The sequence below is a fragment of the Syntrophorhabdaceae bacterium genome (assembly GCA_036504895.1).
Classification (GTDB): domain Bacteria; phylum Desulfobacterota; class Syntrophorhabdia; order Syntrophorhabdales; family Syntrophorhabdaceae; genus PNOM01.
Genome location: DASXUJ010000134.1, coordinates 39,544 through 62,735, shown reverse-complemented (window position 1 = coordinate 62,735; position 23,192 = coordinate 39,544). Strand labels below are relative to the sequence as shown.

Annotated in this window: 16 protein-coding genes; 8 read left to right on the top strand and 8 right to left on the bottom strand. The window is 57.2% G+C overall.

From position 1 onward, the window contains the following. Nucleotides 1-4 precede the first annotated feature (4 nt). The 3 genes from VGJ94_19110 (at nt 5) to VGJ94_19100 (ending at nt 2,708) form a co-directional block, all read left to right on the top strand. Nucleotides 5-763, top strand: a complete 759-nt coding sequence (locus tag VGJ94_19110; GenBank protein ID HEY3278731.1) for an ABC transporter ATP-binding protein — start codon at nt 5-7, stop codon at nt 761-763. Next, nucleotides 763-1,470 (top strand): ABC transporter ATP-binding protein, encoded by a 708-nt coding sequence (locus tag VGJ94_19105; GenBank protein HEY3278730.1) that lies wholly within the window; start codon nt 763-765, stop codon nt 1,468-1,470. The genes VGJ94_19110 and VGJ94_19105 overlap by 1 nt, the downstream gene beginning before the upstream one ends. 239 nt (nt 1,471-1,709) lie before the next feature. Further along, nucleotides 1,710-2,708, top strand: coding sequence for a hypothetical protein (locus VGJ94_19100; protein ID HEY3278729.1), 999 nt, complete (start codon nt 1,710-1,712; stop codon nt 2,706-2,708). An 846-nt stretch (nt 2,709-3,554) separates the two neighbouring features. Here VGJ94_19100 and VGJ94_19095 read toward each other — a convergent pair. Then, complete coding sequence (locus VGJ94_19095; GenBank protein ID HEY3278728.1) at nt 3,555-5,174, bottom strand: FAD-dependent oxidoreductase; 1,620 nt, start codon at nt 5,172-5,174, stop codon at nt 3,555-3,557. Nucleotides 5,175-5,823: 649 nt separating this feature from the next. On the opposite strand from VGJ94_19095, the gene VGJ94_19090 reads away from it, so the two are divergent. Then, nucleotides 5,824-6,102 carry a BrnA antitoxin family protein gene (locus VGJ94_19090; GenBank protein ID HEY3278727.1) on the top strand — a complete coding sequence of 93 codons (279 nt, stop codon included), beginning with the start codon at nt 5,824-5,826 and terminating at the stop codon, nt 6,100-6,102. A 10-nt stretch (nt 6,103-6,112) separates the two neighbouring features. Here the strand turns inward: VGJ94_19090 and VGJ94_19085 are convergent, their stop codons facing one another. Continuing rightward, nucleotides 6,113-7,303: an MFS transporter gene (locus VGJ94_19085; GenBank protein ID HEY3278726.1), complete on the bottom strand. Its 1,191-nt coding sequence runs from the start codon at nt 7,301-7,303 to the stop codon at nt 6,113-6,115. 395 nt (nt 7,304-7,698) lie between these two features. Next, nucleotides 7,699-9,618 carry an SGNH/GDSL hydrolase family protein gene (locus tag VGJ94_19080; GenBank protein ID HEY3278725.1) on the bottom strand — a complete coding sequence of 640 codons (1,920 nt, stop codon included), beginning with the start codon at nt 9,616-9,618 and terminating at the stop codon, nt 7,699-7,701. Between the two features lie 521 nt (nt 9,619-10,139). Between VGJ94_19080 and VGJ94_19075 the strand changes: the two genes are divergently transcribed. From VGJ94_19075 to VGJ94_19060, 4 genes are read left to right on the top strand one after another with little or no spacing between them, the layout of a single operon-like run. Beyond that, nucleotides 10,140-11,105 (top strand): TAXI family TRAP transporter solute-binding subunit, encoded by a 966-nt coding sequence (locus VGJ94_19075; GenBank protein HEY3278724.1) that lies wholly within the window; start codon nt 10,140-10,142, stop codon nt 11,103-11,105. Nucleotides 11,106-11,114: 9 nt separating this feature from the next. Further along, entirely contained in the window at nt 11,115-11,582 is a 468-nt protein-coding gene (locus tag VGJ94_19070) for a hypothetical protein (protein ID HEY3278723.1), read from the top strand. A gap of 27 nt (nt 11,583-11,609) precedes the next feature. Beyond that, entirely contained in the window at nt 11,610-13,565 is a 1,956-nt protein-coding gene (locus VGJ94_19065; GenBank protein ID HEY3278722.1) for a TRAP transporter fused permease subunit, read from the top strand. A gap of 53 nt (nt 13,566-13,618) precedes the next feature. Further along, nucleotides 13,619-14,377, top strand: a complete 759-nt coding sequence (locus VGJ94_19060) for a TSUP family transporter (GenBank protein HEY3278721.1) — start codon at nt 13,619-13,621, stop codon at nt 14,375-14,377. A 170-nt stretch (nt 14,378-14,547) separates the two neighbouring features. On the opposite strand, the gene VGJ94_19055 is transcribed toward VGJ94_19060, so the two are convergent. The 5 genes from VGJ94_19055 to VGJ94_19035 form a co-directional block, all read right to left on the bottom strand. Next, nucleotides 14,548-17,058, bottom strand: a complete 2,511-nt coding sequence (locus tag VGJ94_19055) for an arylsulfatase (GenBank protein HEY3278720.1) — start codon at nt 17,056-17,058, stop codon at nt 14,548-14,550. A gap of 258 nt (nt 17,059-17,316) precedes the next feature. Beyond that, the gene (locus VGJ94_19050; protein HEY3278719.1) at nt 17,317-19,593 is read right to left on the bottom strand and encodes a tetratricopeptide repeat protein; all 2,277 of its coding nucleotides are present in this window, start codon (nt 19,591-19,593) and stop codon (nt 17,317-17,319) included. 96 nt (nt 19,594-19,689) lie between these two features. Beyond that, nucleotides 19,690-20,454 (bottom strand): hypothetical protein, encoded by a 765-nt coding sequence (locus tag VGJ94_19045; protein ID HEY3278718.1) that lies wholly within the window; start codon nt 20,452-20,454, stop codon nt 19,690-19,692. Between the two features lie 75 nt (nt 20,455-20,529). Then, nucleotides 20,530-22,134 carry an arylsulfatase gene (locus VGJ94_19040; GenBank protein ID HEY3278717.1) on the bottom strand — a complete coding sequence of 535 codons (1,605 nt, stop codon included), beginning with the start codon at nt 22,132-22,134 and terminating at the stop codon, nt 20,530-20,532. Between the two features lie 183 nt (nt 22,135-22,317). Further along, a complete protein-coding gene (locus tag VGJ94_19035) occupies nt 22,318-23,145 on the bottom strand; it encodes a hypothetical protein (protein HEY3278716.1) in 828 nt (275 codons plus the stop codon). Between the last annotated feature and the right edge of the window lie 47 nt (nt 23,146-23,192).

Below are 23,192 nucleotides of genomic sequence, written 5' to 3'. Positions count from 1 at the left end.
ACAGATGCTGCGACTGGAAAACATCACAAAAGACTACGGCGGGCTCAGGGTCCTGGATTCCCTCTCCCTGAAGGTCGGGGAAGGATTGATCTTCGGCCTCATCGGTCCGAACGGGGCCGGGAAAACCACGCTCTTCAATATCATCAGCGGCCTCTCCCGCCCTACCTCGGGACGGGTCGTCTTTAACGGCGCCGACATCACCAATCTTCCTCCTTCATCGATCGCTGCCCGGGGGATGGGGCGCACGTTTCAGAATATCAGGATTTTCAAGGAACTGACCCTTCTGGAGAACGTACTTGCCGGTATGCATCGCCTCTATACCTATTCGCCCGTGGCAATGTTATTGAATCTTCCCATACAGGGGCAGGAAGAAAAGGCTATGCGCGAAGAGGCAATGGAGATCCTCGATCTCTTTCACCTGGCCGATAAGGCGAAACGCCGGGCAGACAGCCTTTCCTATGGGGAACAGAGGAAGCTGGAGCTCGCCCGCGCCCTGGCCACTTCACCGAAGCTGCTTCTGGTAGACGAGCCGGCAGCCGGAATGAACCCTTCGGAAACGGAAGAACTGATCGGCGAGATCATTGAGATCAACAGCCGGGGCTATACCATCTGCCTCATCGAGCACGACATGAAATTTGTGATGGGCGTCTGTCTCCAGGTGGCGGTGCTCAATTTCGGGGAATTGATCGCCCTTGGGTCCCCCGACGAGGTGAAGAGTAATCCTCTTGTCATAGAAGCCTATCTGGGTAAGGAAGAACATTGATGACGATCCTGGAGCTTAATGACGTATACGTAAATTACAACCACATCAAGGCCCTACAGGGAATATCCCTGAAGGTGGGAGAGGGTGAGATCGTTGCTCTCATCGGCGCCAACGGCGCGGGCAAAAGCACGGCCCTGAACGCGATCTCCGGCGTACTGAAAATAACCGGCGGAACGATCAAATACGAAGGGAAGGATATTGCCGGCCATTCCCCCCAGGCGATTGTCCGTAGCGGCATAGTTCAGGTCCCCGAGGGACGGGCGATCCTCACGACGCTGAAAGTGAGGGAAAACCTGGAAATGGGGGCCTTTACCGGAAAATCCCACAGGCTGAAAGAGGATATGGAGGCCGTCTTCACCCGCTTTCCCGTGCTGCGCAAAAAGCAGGAGCTCCCCGCAGGAAACCTCTCCGGCGGCGAGCAGCAGATGCTGGCCCTGGGACGGGCATTGATGGCGAGACCCAGGCTTCTGTTGATGGACGAGCCGTCGATGGGGCTCTCTCCCATCCTGGTCCGTGAGATTTTCCACATCATCGCGGAAATAAACACACAGGGCACAAGCATCCTCCTGGTAGAACAAAACGCGCGAATGGCCTTGGAGATCAGCCAACGGGGCTACGTAATCGAAACAGGCCGCATCGCGCTCGAAGACACATCCGCCAACCTGCTTCACAACGAGAAGGTCATTCACGCCTATCTGGGCGGGTAAATTTTCCTCAGAAAAAAGGATTTTTCACTTTTCACTTCCCTTTCCGCCGTAGCCGTTTATTCAAAGTGAGGAAGTAAAGGGCGCCTCTCATGAGGTATATTTCAGGGCGGCGCAAGACCGAACACCAACACCACTTGCAGAGGAGGGAGTCCGCCTCAGGCAGGTTTCATAATTTATCTTGACAGCGGCGGGAGGTATAAAGTATAAGCCCTTTTTTAGTCATTTCGCGGGAGACAAGAATGAATGATGGAAGAGGAATGGCGGGGCTGCTATTGGTTTTGCTCGGCATAGCGGCAATGTTCTGTTATCGTATATTCCAGGCAGATATAATCGCCTTATTGGAGAATTGTTGCAGTCAGGACCACCACATTCTCCCCGTTACGATGCGAAGAGTGAACATCGCGGCCTGGTTTATGATGGCAATGACTCTTGCCTCCGGATTGGTGCTTATAAAGGCAAGAGATGAATACTGGTGGAGCAGAGTAAAGAGTATATTTGTGAGAGATCCCCTGCCTGGCCCGGGCCTGCTTTCGCCGGTTCCTGTTTTATGTCTCTCTTCCGTTATAGGGTTTGCATTTACCGTCGGCTACGCACTCTTCAGCAAAGATGGTCATAATATCGCCTACCGCGAGGATGGCATCCTCGAGACACTCACGGCGGTGCTGATGCTGTTGAACGCCATCGTTCTGGGCATTTCGGTGATAAAAATGAAAGCCGGAAACGAACAGGCGACCAAGGGGCCAAGATACGTACTCGCGTGCTATTGGTTGCTGGTACTTGTCTTTTTCCTTGACGCCATGGAAGAGCTAAGCTGGGGCCAAAGGATTTTCGGATGGAATACGCCCGCTCTTCTCACGGACAGCGGGTTTCGTGAGATTAACATCCACAACTTTATGGACCTGGATTACTATCTTTATTTCTGTCCCATCCTGCTTCCTGTTGCGACCATGGCCCAGGTGTACCTGGAATTGAAAAAGAACTATCTCTCTTTCGCAAGGCTCGTGCTGCCCCACTCAAATATGATTGGACTGAATCTCGCCATATGTTTCGCCGGCGTGATCGGTTGGCCCGAGCTCCTGGAAGAACTCGTATCCCTTCTCGCGTCATTCTATGTATTCAGGATCTTTCTCTTTGCGAAGTATAATACGGCCAAGGAGATGGCCCATGATCCGGCGGAAATGGGGCCAAATCTTTATTCCGACCAAAAGGCCGTTATGTCGGCCCAAAGGCAAGAATAAAGACTTCACCCCCTAATGGACTCTTCACCACCATTTTGTCCATAACAAAAAAATATCAGCGGCGCGATTGCAAGGTGCACGACAGGCTTACACTGAAACCTAAAGTGTTGTTACCATATTGAATCCGGATTTTCCTGGAGTTCGTCTTTTCCACTGTGAGGAAGGAAACTGCGCCGGTGGCAGACCCATACCCATGCAGATCTGCTAAACAGTTCGTAGTGGTGATAGCATAGGTCCCGCGGAAAGACTCTATTACACCGTTTGCAGGACATTCATCAAGATATCGGCCGATAGGACCATACTGGTCCCGCACCACGTATATCCCGGCAAAACCATTCCTGGGAGAGGAGCTCCAATTTACCACGCACGCAGAATCCTTCGTAACCTGGAGGTTCAGGTTATCGAAATATACAAATAATTGTTATCCGATACCTGATAATAAGGCGGTTGGTCCGTGAAAGACGGGACCACCGTCGCGGATTTAGTGCACACCCATTTCCCGACAAGGAGATTAATGTCGTTAGGCGTGCACTCTGAGGCAAGCAGCAGGATCGGAGAAAACACTAAGAGCGCCACAACCAGAGTAAACTTCTTCATCATGGATTCCTCCTGTCAGTATTTCGGTTTCTCCCGCACATCTTTACCGCTGTCGAAGGAAGCGGTATTACCATGTCTTTGATAATCAAGTGTATACATATATTTCACTAATCCACTAATAAAAAGTTAAGTCTCCTTCAATTAAAGTCAATTATTGGCGTGAAATAGATCGAAATGGGAGGGAAAATGGTCGTACTTCCCTTTCGCCCCCGCCCTTGCCGGGCGGGGGGTTCGATTGGGAGGGCAAGGCTATTTCTTTGCGGAAAGCTCCTTCGCGGCATTCCTGCCGGCGATGCGGCCGAAGGTGACGAGGTCGATGAGCGCCGCGCCGCTGGCCGGGTAGCGCTCGCCGAAAATACCGGCCGTGTCGCGGCCTGCGGCGTAGAGCTTCGGTATGACTTCCCCGTAGCTGTTGAGGACCTGGGCATTCGGATTGATTTTCAGGCCGCCGTTATGGCAGACCAGGCCGACGTTCACCTTAAAGGCGTAATAGGGAGGCGTAACGATCGGGGCAAGCCCCTTCCTGCGGTTGAACTCGGTGTCTTTGCCCGCCTGGGCGTTCCCATTATATGCGGCAACCGTCTTCTCGAGGGTTGAAGCGTCGATGCCAATGTTGCGGGCAAGCTCTCCCACGGTCTCTCCCTTCCAGACGGCGCCCGCTTTTACTGCTTTATCCATATCTCTCGGGTCGAGACCGAGGGCAAGGGTCCGGGTGGCCTCAATCCCTTTCGGCGTCAGCTCCAGGGCCTTTTTCAGCGTCTGGGAGTCGAAGATGCAATAGGAGCTCGCGCTGCTTTTCGCGATCATCTGCTCGCATACCAGGATATAGTATGCCCCTTCGTCAACGAACCGGTTGCCTTTTGGGTCGACGTAAATGTTGGGCAGGCCCCAGATGTTGATGTAGACGATGCCCGCCATGGTCTGGCCCGGGAAGAGGACGGCCGGGAGAATGCCCCCGCTGTTCAGGGCCCCCAGCGCAGCCCCCTGGGATATGCCCATCCGGTACCCGTCCCCGGTGGCGCCCCGGGCGCCGGCAGGAACGCATTTCGCGATGGAGGGGGAATAATCGAGGAGCCACGGCCGCGCCATATCGGTGGCCATGATCCCCCCTGTGGTGAGGATAACGGCCTTCTTTGCGCGAATATTGAGCTCCTTGCCCCGCTGCCGCACCTTTACACCCACGATTTCACCACACGCCGCGGTCGCGCCCGGTTTCGTGATGAGCTGCACGGCCTGGGTCGCGGTCATGACTTTCACGTTCTTTTGTTTGGCCACCTCGTTCGCGAGCGCCTTGTAGACCGCCCCGCCCGTGCCCTTGGCCCTGTGGCCCCTCTTCTTAGCCGGGGTAACCGCCTTATACTCGGGCTCCTCCTCCATGCCGCTTGTATAGAGAAGGTCTTTCGGAAACTCGACCCCCAGGCTTTCGAGCCACGCCACGTTCTGGGCCGACCTGTCCGAGGTAATGCGGATGAGCGCATCGTCGGCTCTGCCGTGTCCGCAGGCCTTCAGGTACTTGAACATATCGTCGGCCGAGTCCTCGATCCCCAGACTCTTCTGGAGCGGAGTTCCCGCCGCATATACGGCGCCCCCCGAAAGGGTCGTGGAGCCCCCGCCTATCTGCTCCTTCTCGAGCAGTATGACCGTCGCCCCTGCCTTCGCGGCCTCGATAGCCGCGCACGCACCGGCGCCCCCGAACCCCGCGATCACCACGTCCGCTTCCCCGTCCCACTTCTTAGGCATCGGGGCAGCTTCCGACGAGTTCGTGAGCGAAAGGCCCGCCGCCACCACTGACCCGGCCACCCCCGCCGCGATAAACTGCCGCCTGGAAATCGCTTTCCCAGGTTTCTTCTTTTCGTCGTCAGAATGCATATAAAACCTCCTCATATCAGATTCAGCGTTGCTTCCAGATATTCTATTATAGGCGCTAAAATTGACGCCATTCAAGGATATAATGCCATCCCCCGGGCACTTAAGCCGAGGCTGCCGGGGAAATCCTCGTGGGGGCCCTGGCGGTGGAAGAAATGCCGAAAATAGACTCGTATTTATGGGGTCCTGCGGGCGGACGAGCGCTGAAGTCGGTTTGAGGCCACGGCCCTCGCTCTAGCCGGGAGTGTGGAATTGACACAAAAGGCCCATCCGCGGCGCCATGCTCCGCCCGTGCCCTATGGCGTCTCCTTGCGGAGCGGAATTGACGGATGTATATGTGAGCGATATACGATAAATATGATATCTGACATTCTCGCGAATTGCACCGGTTTCGAATGGGATACGCACAATTCCGAGAAGATCAGGACCAGGCACAACGTCACACCGGGTGAATGCGAGCAAATTTTCTTCAATATTCCTGTGGTGGCGGGTGATGACGAAAAGCACTCGGAGAACGAAAACTGCTTCTATGTGTTGGGACAGACGGACTCCGGCAGGTTTTTGTTTCCGGTTTTCACCATTCGCGAGGACAAATTGCGAATCATATCCGCGAGAGACATGAAAAAGAAAGAGAGGAGGGCGTATCAAACCCATGAAGAAGATCCCGCAGTTCAAGAGTGAAGAGGAAGAAAGGAAGTTCTGGCAAAGTCACGATTCCACGGAATATATTGACTGGAAAAAGGCGGAGAGGCTCACGCTGGCCAACCTGAGGCCCTCGGTGAAAACAATCTCTCTCCGTCTTCCCGAATCCATGCTCGAAGAACTGAAATTATTGGCAAATAAGCGCGACGTACCCTATCAATCCTTGATCAAGATTTTTCTGTCCGACAGGATAGAGCAGGAACTCACGGGTAAGGGGCACAACAGGTGAGGCAAGGGCTTTACATTTCACTTTTCCTGCTGAGCCTCCTTACCGGCAACAGCAGCAAGAGTGATAACAAGGAGGCTGACGCGGCCATCACAAATGCCCAGGTGTAGGCGCCGGTTCTATCGATGATCCAGCCGCTCAATATAGGGGCGATAATCGAACCCAGGCCGTGAAACAAGGTCCAGAAACCAATAATGCTGCCGGAATAATCCGCAGGGAATAGATCCCGCGCAGAGGCGGCATAGACTGCCCAGAGGGTTCCGTAGCCGATACCGAATATGGCTGATACTATGCATAAAGTCGACAGTTGATGGGAATAGGCCATGCCGAATGCCCCGAAAGCCGTAAGCAGCCCGCAAAGCATCATAATTTCGAGCCGCCCCACTTTGTCCGACACATGTCCGAGGATCAGCTTGCCTATTGTTCCCGCGACCGCTATCACCAGTAAGAGACCCGTGGCAGAGGCATAGGGTATGGTCAATTTCTGCGTCGCATAGCTTGTCAGGAACGTAAAGGGGATCAGTATGGAAAAGCTGATGCACAGGTAAGAAAACCCGATCAGATAGAACTTTGGATCTCCGAAAACTACCTTGTATGACCTTTTGACGGGAACCTGCACCCTTTCCTGGACGCCGGCCGGGGTCTCCGGGTGATTCTTTATAAGGAAGAAATTCATACCCGCCACCACCAGTGCGGTGACACCGAGGGCGAGCCATACGGTTCTCCAGCTATGGTCCCTGATGATGATCGGCACGATAACGCTCCATACGGCAATGCCGACCGTAGTCCCAAGGTCTACCACCGAAATAGCTATGCCTCTCCTCTTCGGGCTGACCCATCGCATGACCACCGCAACAACCGGGGCCCAGCACGCCGAATGGCCGATCCCTATTATGGCGAAGAAAATGGAGGCCTGCACGACCGAGGAGGAGAAGGACATGAGGCACGTACCGGCGCCCAGAATAGCCACAAAAACGGTGAGAATAAGCTTTGTATTGAATCGGTCCGCGAGAATGCCCATCAAAGGCGAAAAGATGGTAGCCGTAACAAAATAGGACGAGAAAATGACTCCCGCCTCGGTTTTCGATATTGCAAGGGTGGACAGCATGTAGGGCAGAATCAGTCCATAGGAATATCTGACCGCAAATGCAATAAAAAGTGTAAAGAAACCGGCAGTAACGACGCCTATGACACGCTTTTCCATTCTATCCAATCCTTAGATCATCTTGATAACGTCATAATCGGCCGGAGGGCGCTTTGCGGCCCGGCTCGCTAAGCCTATGCTTTCGAAGCATCCATTAATGAGGTAATCTTCTTCCGGTACCGGTAAGTCTTATGACGATTTGACGCCTGATGTCAAAGGAAAATCGGCGGATGCCCTTGTTTTCCCCCTCCCGGAGGGAATATGGTTCGCTCTCTTCCCTGGTGACAAAAGATATGATAGATCGCCGGAAGGTTATGTTTCAGAAAAGAATTTTAGGGGACATCCTATATTCCCCTGTCAACACCAAGTTGCAAAAAGAAACTATCCAACGATATCAACCATTCAGCCTGAATCCCCTTCATCACGGCGCACCCCTCTCGTCATCCGCCAGTACCTTATTTGGTGAACTTCGCTGCAATGTTTCTTGCCTTATCCATGGTAACCATGCAGGGACCGGTGCCCGGGCAGATGGAGGCAGGGAGCCAGCCCGAGAATACGGAGCCGGTACCTGCTTGTGCGGTAAGGACAACGGAAGTGTTGTAGGTAAACCTGTCCTTACAGGTTGGGCCGCAGTTGATGGCCCCGGGCGAGCTTGTGACGGTACCCGTTCCCTTTCTTATCGATACCTTCCTTACCGTCAGGGTCTGAGGCCCCGTGAATTTCGCAGTAATGTTTCTTGCCTTATCCATGGTAACCGTGCAGGGACTCGTGCCCGGGCAGAGGGCGACGGGGAGCCAGCCGGTGAAGACGGAGCTGCTATCCGCGATGGCGGTGAGGGTGACGTTCTGCTGGAAGGGATAGATCGCATTGGTGCGCGTACAGCCTGTAGGGCAGCTTATGCCGGAAGGGTCGCTGGCGACCGTCCCGGTGCCGTTACTGACCCTTTGTTTTGTCACCGTCAGTTTCTGGGGTCCCATAAAGGCAGCCGTCACTGACTTTGCCGAATCCATCGTAACGCTGCAGGCGCCGGTACCTGAACACCCCCCTCCACTCCAGCCGGCGAATGTGGAGTTTACGGAAGCCGAAGGGGTGAGGGCGACAACTGTACCTTGCGTGAAAAACTCATTGCAGTCATTACCACAGTTGATCCCGCCCGGGGTGCTCGTGACCAGCCCTGTCCCGTTGCCCGTCTTAACTACCCTGAGGGCCCTGGGCTCACCCGCGCCCCAGAGACCGTTCATGGAGCCGCTGGTGGTGAAGTGATTACAAAGGCCCTTATCGGTATCGGAGTCGCCCTGGACGTTATCGTTGCAGCATGGGGTCGTGGAGCTGCAGGTGACGCCGCCCCAAAGAGAACCGGCCAGCAGGTTCTGGCCGAACTTGCTGGGATGGTAGCACTCACATACACTCAGCATCACGTTGCCGAATGCATTCGTATAGTTAAACCTCTGATTGCCGATGGCGTCGGTCGTTTGCAGGAAGACTTCGCTCGCCCTGACCACGCCGCCCGTGCCAAAGGTCGGGTTGGGAGGGATGGCCTGACCCGCGCCCACCTGGTTGTATTCTCCAACGAGTCTTTCGCCGATGTCACGATAGCTGACCCAGGTTGTATAGGCATCGGCGATGCGGTCGGGGGTGCAGCTCGTCAGTGAGGGGCAGACACCATCCTCGCCGAAGAGGTTAGGCAACGCCCACAGGTCCTGGCAACTAAGGGTAAGCAAAGGCGTATCCACGACCTTTTCCGTGGCGAAGTTGCAGAGCTGGGATACCCTGATCGGATGGATGATCGCAATTTGGGAGCTTGGAATGGTGACGAGCACATCGAGCATCTGGCGCATCTGCAGTTCGTAAAAAAAGGTGGAGGTCCGGCAATAGTTGTTCGGGTCCCGATCGGCGCGCGAGCACGAGATCTGAATCTTGTCCTTTCCTCCCGCGCAGAGGTCGTTGTGACCCAGAAAAACAGTTATCAGATGCGGCGCGGCCTGACCCGATGCCCAGGTCTTCACCGCGGCCGCCTGGTCAGCGCCGGAAGACATCCGGGCTCCGTCTGCAGCGAAGTTGGCGGTGGGAACCGTACTGCCCTTGTATGCGGTGGCCCGCTCCGCGATACTGAAAGTCGTGTTGACTGTTTTGCTCGTTGAAAAATTGTACTCGGGCGTGTCGATGTACCGGCAGTCCCCGAAGTCGGAGTACTTCGCATTAAACGCCTGGGTTATGCTGTCCCCGATAGCCGCCACGGAGCCGAGGGTCCTCGTCGGGAAACCGGGGCCTGCGGCCTCTTGCGCCCGGGAATAGGGCACCAGAAGAGAAACCAGCATGAATACGCCGATAGATAGGTTTGACACTGCCCTGATGATTGACCGCTTCGTACCCATATTGTCCTCCTGATTCTGAAGTGACCCAAAGCCGAAACAGGGCTTCTTTGCCGTGCCGTATGAGCTCTTCCGGTGTGCGCCCTCGCTTTCATGCGGCTCTCCACTTCACGGTTATATCGTGCCCATCTGAGCACACTATAAGTTTGGGCGAAAAGACTTTCAAGTCTTCCCTGTCGGAAAGCATTTCCGGAAGGTGTTTAATTCTGACGATGGCCAAGAAGGGAGATCAGACAGAAACTTCGTTTCACCGTTCCTACGCCCGCCCGCATTACCCTATAAATACAGGTCTATTTTGGCATTGACACACGGGTTGGCGCGTTATATCCTCTCGGCAGATTGCTTCAGATCTTTGCTGATAACGTCCGTTTGGGTTAGCTGATGCGGGAAGGAAGGTATGCGATTTCCGGTTTCCCTTGCCCTCTGTCCCCGACGAGATATCCCCCATATCGGGGTTGCCTTATAATTTTGCGAGACCCATGAATCTCAATTTCGGCATCAGGTCAAATGCGGGAGGTCTATCCATGAAGCGTGTATTGGCGGTCTTGTTGGTCATCGGTCTTGTGATGGGATGTTCGTCCGCGTGGGCCCAGAAGAGCCAGAAGAAGGTGAGGCTTTCCATTGCAACGGGAGGCACGGGGGGTGTCTATTATCCCTACGGCGGGGCGATCGCGAACGTCATCTCCAAATACGTGCCCGGCGTGGAGGCGACCGCCGAGGTGACGGCGGCGGCCGTAGACAACCTGAAGCTCGTGGCGAGCAGGGATGCGGACCTCGGCTATGCCTATCCCGACCTCGCCTATGACGCGATGGAAGGGAAGGGGCTCTTCAGGGGCAAACTGCCGGTCAGGATGGTAGCCCAGTTGTACATGAGCTACTTTCACCTTGTCACCCTTTCCGGTAGCCCCATCAAATCGGTGGCCGACCTCAAGGGGAAGCGTGTTTCGACGGGGGCTCCGAGCAGCGGCACCGAGGTCGTGGCCTTCCGGGTCCTTGAAGCCTTCGGCATACGGGCCGACAAAGATATCAAGCGGGACCGTCTCAGCGTGGTCGAATCGGCCAATGCCCTAAGGGACGGAAAGATCGACGCCTTCTTCTGGGTCGGCGGCCTTCCTACCGGGGCGATCCTCGATCTCGCCGCCAGCCCCGGCGTATCGATGAGGCTCGTTCCCACCGACACGGCGCTGCCGAAGATATTCCAGAAGTACGGACAGATCTATACCAGGGAGAGCATCCCCAGGGCCGCATATCCGAAAATGACGGGCGACGTGGGTGTGGTCGGGATTCCGAATGTGCTTGTCTGTAACACGGACGCCGATCCTGACCTCATCTACAAGGTACTGAAGGCCATGTTCGACCATAAGGCGGACCTGGTTGCCGTCCACTCCGAGGCGAAGGAGTTGACCCTCCAGGGGGCGGTGATCAAGACCCCGGTCCCCTACCACCCGGGGGCAATAAAGTTCTTTAAGGAAAAAGGCATAAAGATGTAGGGCCGGGTAATGGCGCTCCTTCGCGCAGGCCTTCTTCTGACGATGCTCGCATGGGCCGGCACAGCCCCGGCCGGCGGGATTCCCGAACGGCAGCTCCTAGTTCTCGGAGGTGAGCCGGAAAAGGCGCGCGCGTGCCTGCCTCTTAAGGAAGGGGAGCCAATTTATCTCGAATTTATCAACTCCATATATTTGGCACCCGTGCGGGAAAGCCTTGTCTACATTGACGGGGAGGGTATCTTCGTGGTCAGGGTCGAGAGCCCTTCGGCAGGGGTATTCGAATATTACGGACTGGAGCCCGACGGCACCGGAAGCGCCACGTTGCACAGGAAGGTGGGAGATATCAGGATCAGGAGCTCCAGCTACAAAGACCACCGCCTGATTGTCGGGGGGAGGACCCTCCATCTGAAGGATGTTGCCGCCGCCGCCGAGCCCCTGGCCATCCGGGTCCGGCCGGGCGACATAAGTTGCGAGCCCTAGGGGCCATGTGAGCGGGAGGAGCATGTGATGGATCAAAGGGAGCCGACCGGCCAGGTCTCCGAAGAGCGCCTCAGGGAGGCGCAGAGATACATAGAGGAAGAGGAAGGGGTCACCCGGCGTCTTTCCGGGTGGAAGCAGCAGGCCGTCACCTGGTTCGCGGTGGCCATGAGCCTTTTTCACCTCTATGCGGCAGTGGCGACCATCACCACCCAGGTCCTGAGGGGCCTCCATGTCGCCATGGTGCTCTTTCTCAGCTACCTCGTCTTTCCTCCATCGAAGAAGAAGCTGCGCTCCATCGCCTGGTATGACGTGCTCCTTGCTCTCATGGGCGTGGCAACCATAGTCTATATGCTCGTCGATTTCGAGGAGTTCATTTACCGGGCCGTTACGCCCAACGCCCTGGACCTGGTGTTCGGCTCCATCCTTATCGTCCTTATCCTGGAAGCGACCCGGCGCGGCACGGGCTGGATCATGCCTTTAGTGGTCTCCCTCTTTCTGATCTATGCCTATGTGGGGCCCTGGCTGCCCTCGCCCTGGACCCACCGGGGATACACGTTGAAACGGATAGTCGGCCACATGTACATGACCCTCGAGGGCATATTCGGGGTACCCATCGAGGTCTCTTCCACCTTCATCATTCTCTTCACCATCTACGGCGCCATTCTTGAGCATACCGGGGCCGGCAAGTTCTTTATCGATTTTTCTTTCAGGCTCATGGGCGGGAAGCCCTCTTCCGCGGGCAGGACCGTGACCCTGGCCTCTTTCCTGCTCGGAGGGCCCTCGGGCAGCGGCGTGGCAACCACCGTCACATTGGGCTCGGTCGCCTATCCCATGCTGAAGCGCGCGGGATACGATAAGGAATCGGCAGGGGGATTATTGTCGGCAGGAGGGATCGGTGCCATCATCTCTCCACCCGTGCTCGGCGCCGCGGCCTTCCTCATCGCGGAGATACTGAAGATCTCCTATCTCCAGGTGATCAAGCTGGCCATAGTGCCTACCGTCCTCTACTACTGGTCCATATTTCTCATGGTGGAGTTCGACGCGAAACGCTTCGGCGCGAAGAAAATCGAAACCCGGGACGGGGAATCCGTCTGGCTTCTCACGAGGAGGTACTGGTACCACTTTTCGTCTCTCGTGGCGATCGTGGTACTCATGGTCATAGGCTTCAGCCCCATCTGGGCCGTATTCTGGGCCACGGTCCTGGCTTTCTTCACGAGTTACCTCAGGCGGGATACCGCTCTTACCTATAAGAAGGCCATAACCGCCCTGAGCGGCGGCTCTCTCGGGGTCCTCTCCGTGGCATGTACCTGTGCGAGCGCGGGCCTGATCGTGGGGGTGGTCACCCTTACCGGCCTGGGCTTGAAGTTTTCGAGCATCATAATAGGCTACGCGGGAGGGAGCCTCTTCCTCACGGCCCTCTTTACGGGCGTCCTCATGTGGGTCATCGGCCTGGCGGTCCCGGTGACGGCCACCTATATCATCGGCGCGGTGATCGCCGCTCCCGCGCTCATTCAGCTCAAGGTGCCCGAGGTTGCCGCCCACATGTTCATCTTCTACTATGCGGTGCTCTCCGAAGTGTCGCCGCCCACGGCGCTCTCTCCCTTTGCGGCGGCAGCCCTGACCGGCGGCAGCCCCTTTAAGACCATGATGCTCGCATGGAAGTATACGATCCCCGCGTTCATCGTGCCTTTCATGTTCGTCCTCACCCCCGACGGCATCGGCCTGCTCCTGGAGGGCCCGGTCCCGAATATGATCTGGACCTTCCTCACCGCCATGATCGGCATCGCCGGAATCGCGGGAGGTGCGAGCGCATGGCTTTTCAGACGGACCACGGCCTGGGAGAGGGTGGCCCTGATCGTCGGGGGGCTCCTCCTCGTCTATTCGAACATATACTTCGATCTCATCGGCATGGGGCTCATCGCGCTCGTGGTCGTGTGGCAAAAGATCACCCCGGGGCGGGCAGATATGGGGCTTGCCGGATAGGAGACCGGATGAGGGTTTCCGCAAAAGGGCAGGGCATGGAAGAAGGGTAATATATGGAAATCGTCTGTTTATGCGCCTTTGCCGCCCTCGCGGGCTTCATCGACTCCGTCGCGGGGGGTGGAGGGCTGATCCAGCTGCCCGCACTCCTCATCTTTCTTCCCCACGAGGCGATTGCCCACCTCCTCGGCACGAATAAACTTGCCTCCATCGCGGGCACCTTCTTCGCCGCGGGCCAGTATTCGCGGCACGTGCGGATAAGCTGGAAGACGACCCTGCCCGCCACCCTCGCAGCCCTTGTGTTCTCCTTCCTCGGGGCCAGGGTCGCGAGCCACATGAACCCGGCACTCATGCGCGTGGTCATCATCATGCTCCTTGTCGCGATCCTCATCCATTCCTTCGCGAGGAAAGACTTCGGCGCCCGTCACGCGCCCCGGGCCCACGACGTACGCCACTATCTTTTCAGCATCGCCACCGGTATGGTCCTCGGCTTCTACGACGGCTTCTTCGGCCCCGGCACGGGCAGCTTCCTTATCTTCGTCTTCATAGGGGTCTTCGGATTCAGCTTCCTCTCCGCCTCGGCCTCCTCGAAGGTCGTCAACCTCGCGACGAACCTCTCCGCAGTGCTCTATTTCGGATTCACCGATAATATCCTCTACGCCCTGGCTCTGCCCATGGCGGCGAGCAATATCGCAGGGTCGCTCGTGGGGGCGAGGCTCGCGATCCTCAAAGGGAACCGGTTCGTGCGGATATTTTTTCTCGTGGTCGTTTCCGCAATGGTGGTCAAACTCGGGTACGACACGTTCGCGAAGTAAGGGGAAGGTGACCATACGCCACATGAGAGATTTCCATCTCATGTCTCCCATATAACCGGGAAACAAGCCATTACCGCCTCAAAAAATGTGAAGAAAAGGCAGGGCCATCCCGACCCTGCCTTTTCTCATTCATCACACCCTGACGATCAGTGACCGGTCACCAGTGGTTTCTACTCGCTCACCTTGTTGTTCCGCTGGGCCTCCCGCAACCGCTTCTCGTCGGCGGGCGTGAGCTTCGGCCTGTCGATGGTGAGTGTCAGCTTGTTGAGCTTCCCGGTGAACTTGAACGGTACCCGGTAGTCGGCGTCATTCACCGGCGTACCCGTATCGGCGCCTACGTCAAAGTTCTCGTCCCATTGCAGGATCAGCGGGATCGTGTGCTCCATCTTCCGTTCCGCGACGACTTTGCCGTCCACTTTAAGAATGCCCGTGCCGCTTCGGCCGATACCGCTCAGGTTGTTGAAGGCAAGGGTGCCCATGCCAAGTCCGTCGTACTTGAAATCGAATTCAAGGGTATGGGAGCCCGGGGTTAAAGCCTCGGGACCTTCCCAGCGGATCCGCTCCAAATCGACCAGGTTCCAAAGAAAAATGGGCTTACCCTTCAGGAGATAGAATCCATAGCCTGCGAACCGGCCGCCCTGGGTCACGATCACCCCTTCGGCGCCCCCCTGCGGTATCTCCACCTCGGCCTTGAAGTGGTACGACGTGTTCAGTATGCTCGGGGCGTCGCCGTTGGGAGTTCCGGTCAGCTCCCCGGAGTAGGTGAACACATTGCGCCCGGCAGTGATGCTCGGCCTCGGCGTGATCAAGCGCGTCGCGACCGTCGCGTCGAGCGGCAGGACCTGGTATTTCTTCGCTTCCTGCCAGAAGATGCCCTCCAACTCCCTGAGCTTGTCCGGGTACTTGTCGGCCACATTGTCGGACTGGGTCCAGTCCTTTTTGAGGTCGTACAGTTCCCACGGGAAGCTCATCGGGTCCTTGGCGGGCGCCATGGTGACCCAGGGCGGACGCATGACCTTCGTGCTCGCGATCCAGCCGTCGTGGTAGATCGCGCGGTCGCCCATCATCTCGAAGTACTGCGTCTTGTGCGTCGACGGCGCATTTGCATTAGCCTTGTCGAAGGTGTAGACCATGCTCACGCCCTCCATGGGGCTCTGCCTGATGCCGTCGACCACCTCGGGCTGACGGATCTGTGCGGCCTCCAGGATGGTGGGAGCGATGTCGATGACGTGGTGGAACTGGTGACGGATGCCGCCCTTGTCCTTGATCACCTTTGGCCACGAGATCGCCATGCCCTGGCGGATGCCGCCGAAGTGCGATGCAACCTGCTTGGTCCACGAGAAGGGCGTGTCGAAAGCCCACGCCCACGGCACCGCCATATGGCCGTAGGTCTTGTCCGATCCCCAGACGTCATAGAAGTGCTTGAGCTGAGTTTCGACCGGCACCTCGACGCCGTTGAACATGGCGACCTCGTTCGGCGTGCCGTTCAGCGTGCCTTCGGAGCTGGTGCCGTTGTCGCCGTTGATGTAGATGATAAGCGTGTTGTCGAGCTTGCCCATGTCTTCCACCGCCTGGATCACGCGGCCGATCTCGTGGTCGGTATAGGCGACGTACGCGGCAAAGACATCCACCTGGCGGAGGAACATCTTCTTCTCACCGTCCGTGAGCTGGTTCCATCTCTTTAGCAGATCGTCCGGCCAGGGGGTCATTTTCGCGTCCTGGGGGATCACCCCGAGCCTCTTCTGATTGGCAAAGATCTGTTCCCGAAGCTCGTTCCATCCCTTGTCGAAAAGCTTCATTTTGCTGATTTTGGCGATCCACTCGGGCGTGGGATGATGGGGGGCGTGAGTTCCGCCGGGGACGTAGTAGATGAGCCACGGCTGCTCAGGCGCGAGGGCGTTGATGCGCTGCATATAGGCGATGGCCTCGTCCGCCATGGCAGTCGTGAGGTTGTAGCCGGGATTATCGATAAAAGGGTAGATATACGTCGTGTTGCGCGCGAGATTCGCCGGCTGCCACTGATTGGTATCCCCGCCCATGAATCCGTAGAAATACTCGAAGCCCATGCCGATGGGCCACTGGTCGAATGGCCCATCCTGGCTCGCCTGGAACGCAGGGGTGTTGTGGTTCTTGCCGAACCACGAGGTGCGGTAGCCGTTGTTCTTCAGGATGGTGCCGATAGTGGCTTTGTTTTTTTCGATGAAGCTGTTGTAGCCCGGGTAACCCGACGCCTGCTCGGAGATGACGCCGAAGCCTGCCGAGTGGTGGTTGCGGCCGGTGATGAGCGCCGCCCGCGTGGGCGAGCACAACGCCGTCGAGTGGAAATTCGTATACCGTACGCCGTTGGCGGCGATCCTGTCGAGCGCCGGGGTCGGGATCACGCCGCCGAACGTGCTCGGGACGCCGTAGCCGGAATCGTCGGTCATGATAAGCAGCACGTTCGGTGCGTCCTTTTTCGGCATAATGCGCGGCGGCCAGTATGGCTTTGAATCCATGGCGTTGCGCTCGATCTTGCCCTCGAACTTCGCGGGCGGCGCCGGAAGCCGGTCGCCCCTTATCGTTATGGTGGCGCTCGGTGAACCGGGTATCCCGGTGATCTGCTGCGCCATGGCCGGCACGAGCGAAAGCATCAAAGCGGCAATTGCAAGCAGGGCCGTAATTAGAACCTCCTTTCTTCTCATAAAACCTCCTCTCCTGATATGCTGACTATTTGACAAAGTGTGTAACGCGCCGGCGAACAACCAGGGAAAGGCGAGATTGATCTCTTTTAGGAATGGCGCCACGTGATATTGCATACCACACCATAAAACGGTTTTACCTGCTCACGGGAATAATATGCCATCCTTCGCCATACCTGCCGTTCGGCGCCGGGAGCACACCACCCCTCTCGATCCGCAGGTGGGGCGTCGACAGGAGAAATCTCGGGGATCGCTCCGGTATTACTTCATGTCACTGCTCCATTCCCGATGCTTCCCTAATGGTTTCTTCTTGTTTTTCGATATTTCTCCGAGGAGCATCTCGGCATCTCTATAGCCCGGGTACTTCTCTATGATGGCCTTTAACAACCTCGCCGCCTCGTCCCTGTCTCCCTTCTGATTAAGATAGAAGGCAAGGGAGAATGCATACCTGGGGTCCTGGGGCCTGAGATCGGCCGCCTTTCTGCAGTACCTCACCGCTTCGGCGATGCGGTCTTTTGAAGTAATGATGCAGAGGTTGTAAGCCGCCTGGGCCATCTGGGGATCGGCATCCAGCGCCTTCTTAAGATACTTTTCCGCCCCTTTCGGATCATTCTGCTCCGCCTTGAGCAGGCCCATATTGAAGTTGGCGGCGGCATTGTCCGGGGCCTCTTTCAAGGCTCTCTTGAGCGATTCGTCGGCTTTCTTGCCCTCTCCCATGCGGGCATAGGCCATCGATTCATTGACCATGGCCAGGACCGCGCGCGGCTCAAGCTTCAAGGCCGTGTCGTAAGCGCCGACTGCCTGTTTCAGCTCGTTGCGGTTCAGGTGGTAATTGCCCAGGTTGTAGTGCGATGACCATTGGTCGGGTCGTGCCGTGAGCGAGGCGAGGTACTCCTTGTGCGCAGTTTCAACGGTCTGTTTGCTCGCCCCGTCAAGGGGCAGTTTGAGGTAAGCCGTGAGGGATGCGGCAGCGCGAACCCGGACAAGACGGTACTCATCGGCCGTGGCAGCCACAAGGGCCTGGACCGCCTCGCGGGATGGCGCCTGTTGCAGCGCATCGGCTGCGGCGGCGCGTACCAGCGGAGAAGAATCCTTCATGGCCCCAAGCAGTGCCGGGGCCTTCCGTGCGTCCCCCGACCAGGGGATCATGCGGATAAGGGACGCGGCGAATACCTCATCACGATCCTTGCCGGTTATGTAGTCGAGCATCGCGGGCAGCTGCTTCCAGTCTCTGTGGCGAGCCCCCTCGATGAGGGCCGCCCTCGCGACGAGAGGCGCCTGATAGTCACGGGCGCGCCATTGCCGTACATGCTTGTCCGCCCAGACCGCGTCCTTATCGGTGTGGCAGAGGTTGCATGCATTGGGGGACTTGAAGGCAATGGTAGCCGAAGGCGTCGGCGGCAGCATGGAATGGTCGGTTCGGTTCATGCGGGCAAAGGAGGTCATGGGCATGTGGCAGGAGACGCATTTGTTCGCCGTGCTGTCCGGTTTGTGGCGGGTGTGGGCGACTGAGTTTTTCACACGATCCTCATGGCAGGGCATGCATGCATGGTTCGCCTTTTCTTCGGCCTTGAACCGGTAGCGGCCGCTCGAGGTGTGGCAGGTCACGCAGTTGATCTTCCCCCCCTTGGCGCAAGGGCTCATGAGCCACGAGGTGTAGGTGTAGTTCTCGCCCAGGTCGCGGCCGTCAGGGTAGTAGTCGGGGTTCTCCAGGGTAACGACATCGTAGTGGTCGAAGAATCTCTCCCCGGGCGCGTAAGCCTTGGTGACGGGGGACATCTTGGCGTGACATCCGGAACAGGCGGCGTTGTGCTGATCGGGCGTGAACTTCTTGACGCTGATGATCTTCATATCTTTCGGGAGCTGCCCCCTGGGGGTCTCCTTCATGACCCGGTTGTGCTCAGCCGACGGACCATGACAGGTCTCGCAGTTGATGCCCGGCTCCGCCCAGGTTGTGTGGTACCTATCGGTCTTCAGGTCGTAGTTGGTCGAAAGCTGGCTCACGTGGCAGTTGTAGCAGCCCGTGTTGAAGGTATAACCGGTGTCCTTCCAGCTTACAGGTTGGTCCCTGCCTGCGCCGGGGAAGTGGCGTACGCCGCTTGCGGCCGTATCGAACCAGACCTTTCTGTTGATGTCATATGCGAGGGGGAGCGTTTGCAGCCGCCCCCTTGGAAAGGGGGTCAGGAAGTAATAGACGTTCTTGCCTCCCAGGGCATGCGCGATGGCGTACTGCTTCATCCCCCCGGGGCCCTTCTCGGTGACTACGCCTCTGGTGAGATCGGCACGGTATTTAAGCTTGCCGATCACCACGTCCCCCGTCTGGGAAGTGAGCGCGGCTTTCGCAAATGTGGTACTGTAGGGCTGCATGGCCAGCCCGTGGCGGGAGTTGGACCAGAGATCATAAAACCTCTGGTGGCACTCCACACAGCTCCTGGAGCCCGCATAGCCCCGGTATCCCCCCTCCTCTGCGCGCGCGTTCAAAGCCGCGGCTATGATCGTTGCCGCCAGCGCCACCCGGAGCCATATTCGTTTCCTCATTGCGCAAATGTCCGGTTAAGAAATTTTTTGCACCCTTTCACTGTAATACTCCTTTCTGTGGTGAAACACGATGTATCTCCGATGCCGACGTCAGACCTAACGACCGAGCAGCACGAGGGCGTTACGCAGCGGGGCGTCGGAGAGCCTTATCACCCCCTCAAGCGGGCGGTCCAGCTCCAAAATCATAAAGAGTGAACCTGCGGCAGATAAGGCACACACGAGCAAGACCACGACTACTGTTGCATTACGCGGGGAGAAGAGACCGAAGCTGGAGAAGATAACGGTGAGCCAGAAGATCAGTATGAAGAGGAGCAGCATGGGCAGCGAACTCTCGTGGCTCTGTTCGACAAGCAGCCAGCGTGCATCCCCTATCTCGCCGATCAACTGCAAGGCCCGCGACTGAAGCCATCGTTGGGAGTCGTTTTTCGGGGTGAGTCGACTAAGATGTCCCTGGATAGTCTCGATCCCGACCCCCGCGTCAAAGACCTTCACTTCCTTTCGTCCTGTCCTCTCATCCGGCCAGACCCGCTCGATTACCGCGGCGACCGCGCGGCGCAAGAGATCGCGTGCATCCTTTGTCTCCGGTCCGTAGTCGGCCATGACGCGGTCCAGGGAGATGATTTTGGCGCCGGCCTGCTTGAGCCCACTGCTCATAGTATCGAAATTACCCTTTGCGGAGGCAATCAAAAGACCAAGGACAAGGGCAGCCAGCATCCCGATCATACCGGTCCCCAGCTTCACCGAATCCTTTGACTCGGCACTGAGATGATGATCGGGCAGCATCTCATGAAAGAGAATTCCGAGCATGGTGCCGCCAAAAATGCAACCAAATGTAACCAGGGAAATTGCCAATGGGCTCACGATTCACCCCCCCTTATTCATCCGCCAATCGTTCTATGCCTGTGCGGCCCGGGACCCCTGTCGTTAAGAGTCTTCTTATCGACCCTCGCGCGCCTTTATGGCTTCCTCGATTTTCGCTTTCACGGCATCGAGGTTGAAGCTCGCGCCCTTCTGCATGGGTGGATACTCCACGCCCGTCCTGGCCAGCTTCGCCACCTCCTGCTGGACAAAAATGAAACGCCAGAACTCGTACTGGAACCAGGAGAAATAATTCTGGGATCCGGCAAGAGTTCCGACCGGCCAGTCGAATCGCTCGAAGGGATCGAGGCGAAGGTTCGTCAGAATCGGCGCATCGACATGAACCTTGGGACCGATCCAGCCCTGAGGCTGCTCGATGAAACGATACTTGAAGTCGTCAACGCGCACCGCGCCCAACGTGCTTTCCCCGAAATAGAAGATCTCGTGGCGGTTCGAGGGACCCTTGCCCGTGATCATGTCCATCTGGTTATAGCCGTCGAGGTGGACTTTGTAGGTGCGGTCACCGAGTTGCTTTCCTTTCAGCAGCTCGGCAGCGATGTTCGGGTTGCCGGCAGCAGCCACAAAAGTCGGGAACCAGTCGAGCCCGGAGATGATGCCGTTCTCCACCTTGCCTGCCGGCACCTTGCCCGGCCAGCGGATCATTGCCGGCGCGCGGAACCCGCCTTCATAGATCGTTCCTTTTTGTCCCCGGAAGGGTGTGTTGCCGCCATCGGGCCAGGTGAATGTTTCCGTGCCGTTGTCGGTGGTGAACATGACGATTGTGTTGTCGTCTACGCCGATGTCCTTGAGTTTCTTCATCACGTCGCCCACGATATCGTCGATCTGGGACATGCCGGCTTCCTGAATGGTCCAGCCATTCTTCGAGTCGCGCATCTTCCTATACTTCTCCGAAAGATGGGTGACAATGTGCATGCGGGTCGGGTTGAGCCAGAGGAAGAAGGGTTTGCCGTCCGCCTTGGCCTTGTCCACGAAGGCGAGCGCCTTCGCGAGGATTTCGTCGTCCACTGTCTCCATCCGTTTCGGATAGAGCGTCCCGGCGTCTTCGATCTTTTGTTTACCGATCTTGCCCCACCGTGGCTGCACCGTCGGGTCATCCGTATCCGCGGCCCAGCTGTGGACCATGTTGCGCGGGCCGACTTTGTTCAGCAACTCCTGCGGGTAGGCGGAATGGGCGGGATCTTCCATTGCATCGAGGTGGTAGAGATAGCCGAAAAACTCGTCAAAGCCGTGAACGGTGGGTAGGAATTCGTTGAGATCGCCGAGGTGGTTTTTTCCGAATTGCCCCGTGGCATAACCCATGCTCTTGAGCGCCGTCGCAATCGTAGGCGCCTGGGCCGGCAAGCCGATAGGAGAACCCGCCTGGCCGACTGTGGTCATGCCCGTGCGGATCGGCAATTCGCCGGTGACGAAGCTCGCCCGGCCCGCCGTGCAGCTTGCCTCGGCGTAGTAGTCGGTGAAGAGCATGCCTTCGGCGGCGAGCTTGTCGAGATTCGGCGTTCGCCCGGCCATCATGCCCCGGTGGTACGCGCCGATGTTCCAGATGCCGATGTCGTCTCCCATTATGACGACAATATTAGGCTTGTCCGCCCCAATTGCCGGGCAGGCGATGAACGCCATAAGGACCACAATTGCGGAAAGGAGCTGCACCATTCTTGTATTCATCTTTTCCTCCCTGTCACTACTTCATTTCGTTTCTTGCCGTGCTCAGGTGCGCTACTTTCCTACTCCATGGGTCTCATCCGGAAAAATCTTCATCCTCTCCGCCCGGAACCTAAAAGCCCCTTTCCCGGCCGCCGCTTCGAGAACCTCTCAACGCAGCCTATGGTTTTGTTACGGCAATTCAAGCTAAAAACGGAAGCCCACTCCCGCGATGGGGCCATACATGTTCACGTCATATCTGAACTTGGTCGCACCGCTTCCCGACTCATAATCCACCTTCATGGCGCGGTATCCCAGATAGGTTCTGATTGCGGGGGTAAAAGAATATTGAAAGACGCCGGAGGCATTCCAGGAGAAGGTCGAACCCAGACCGAAGCCTCCAATATCGCCCCGTAACAGGAATGCGAGATCCCGGGTCAGGTCCGCGCGCATCCGGAGTCCTGCAAAGGGGTCAACCCACTCTTTACTTGCGCTCATATCGATAAGAAGACCGCGATCAGGAGCGGCAAAATTCAGGGTGCTTTCGAGGTACCAGTACCGGCCCCCGCCAAGGGCGTCAAGCGATATCTTTCTCCCTTCCCCGACCGGCCACCGGCCGATCCGGTACAGGCCGCCCAGCTCAACGATCCATTCTTTTATCTTGACGCTCCCCGAGACGGGTCCGACCCTTGGACCGGCGGTGTCCCCATCGGCCGTGAGTTTCACATAGAGTCCGTCCGCGAAGAACCCCCAGTTCCCTTTCATTGCTTCTACGTGCGCCATGGCTCCAAAGTCGAGGTCCTTCCAGATATCGGCAAAGCTCATATCCACTTTGGAATCGATGCCTCTTACCTGCACATTGCCGGTCAGGGCCGTTGCCCAGAGATAGGGTATTACCTCCACCTGCCATTTATCACCTTTGATGGAGTCGCTCTCACCGGATGAGGTCTCCTGACCGTATGCCCACGGACAGAACATTGCGAGCGCCAGCGTAACCGTAAAAACCACGAAGAGCATTTCAGCTTTTTTCCTCATCTCCCTTTCCTCCTCAGTGAAATCTGCAAGCCCCGCCTGAAGGCGAC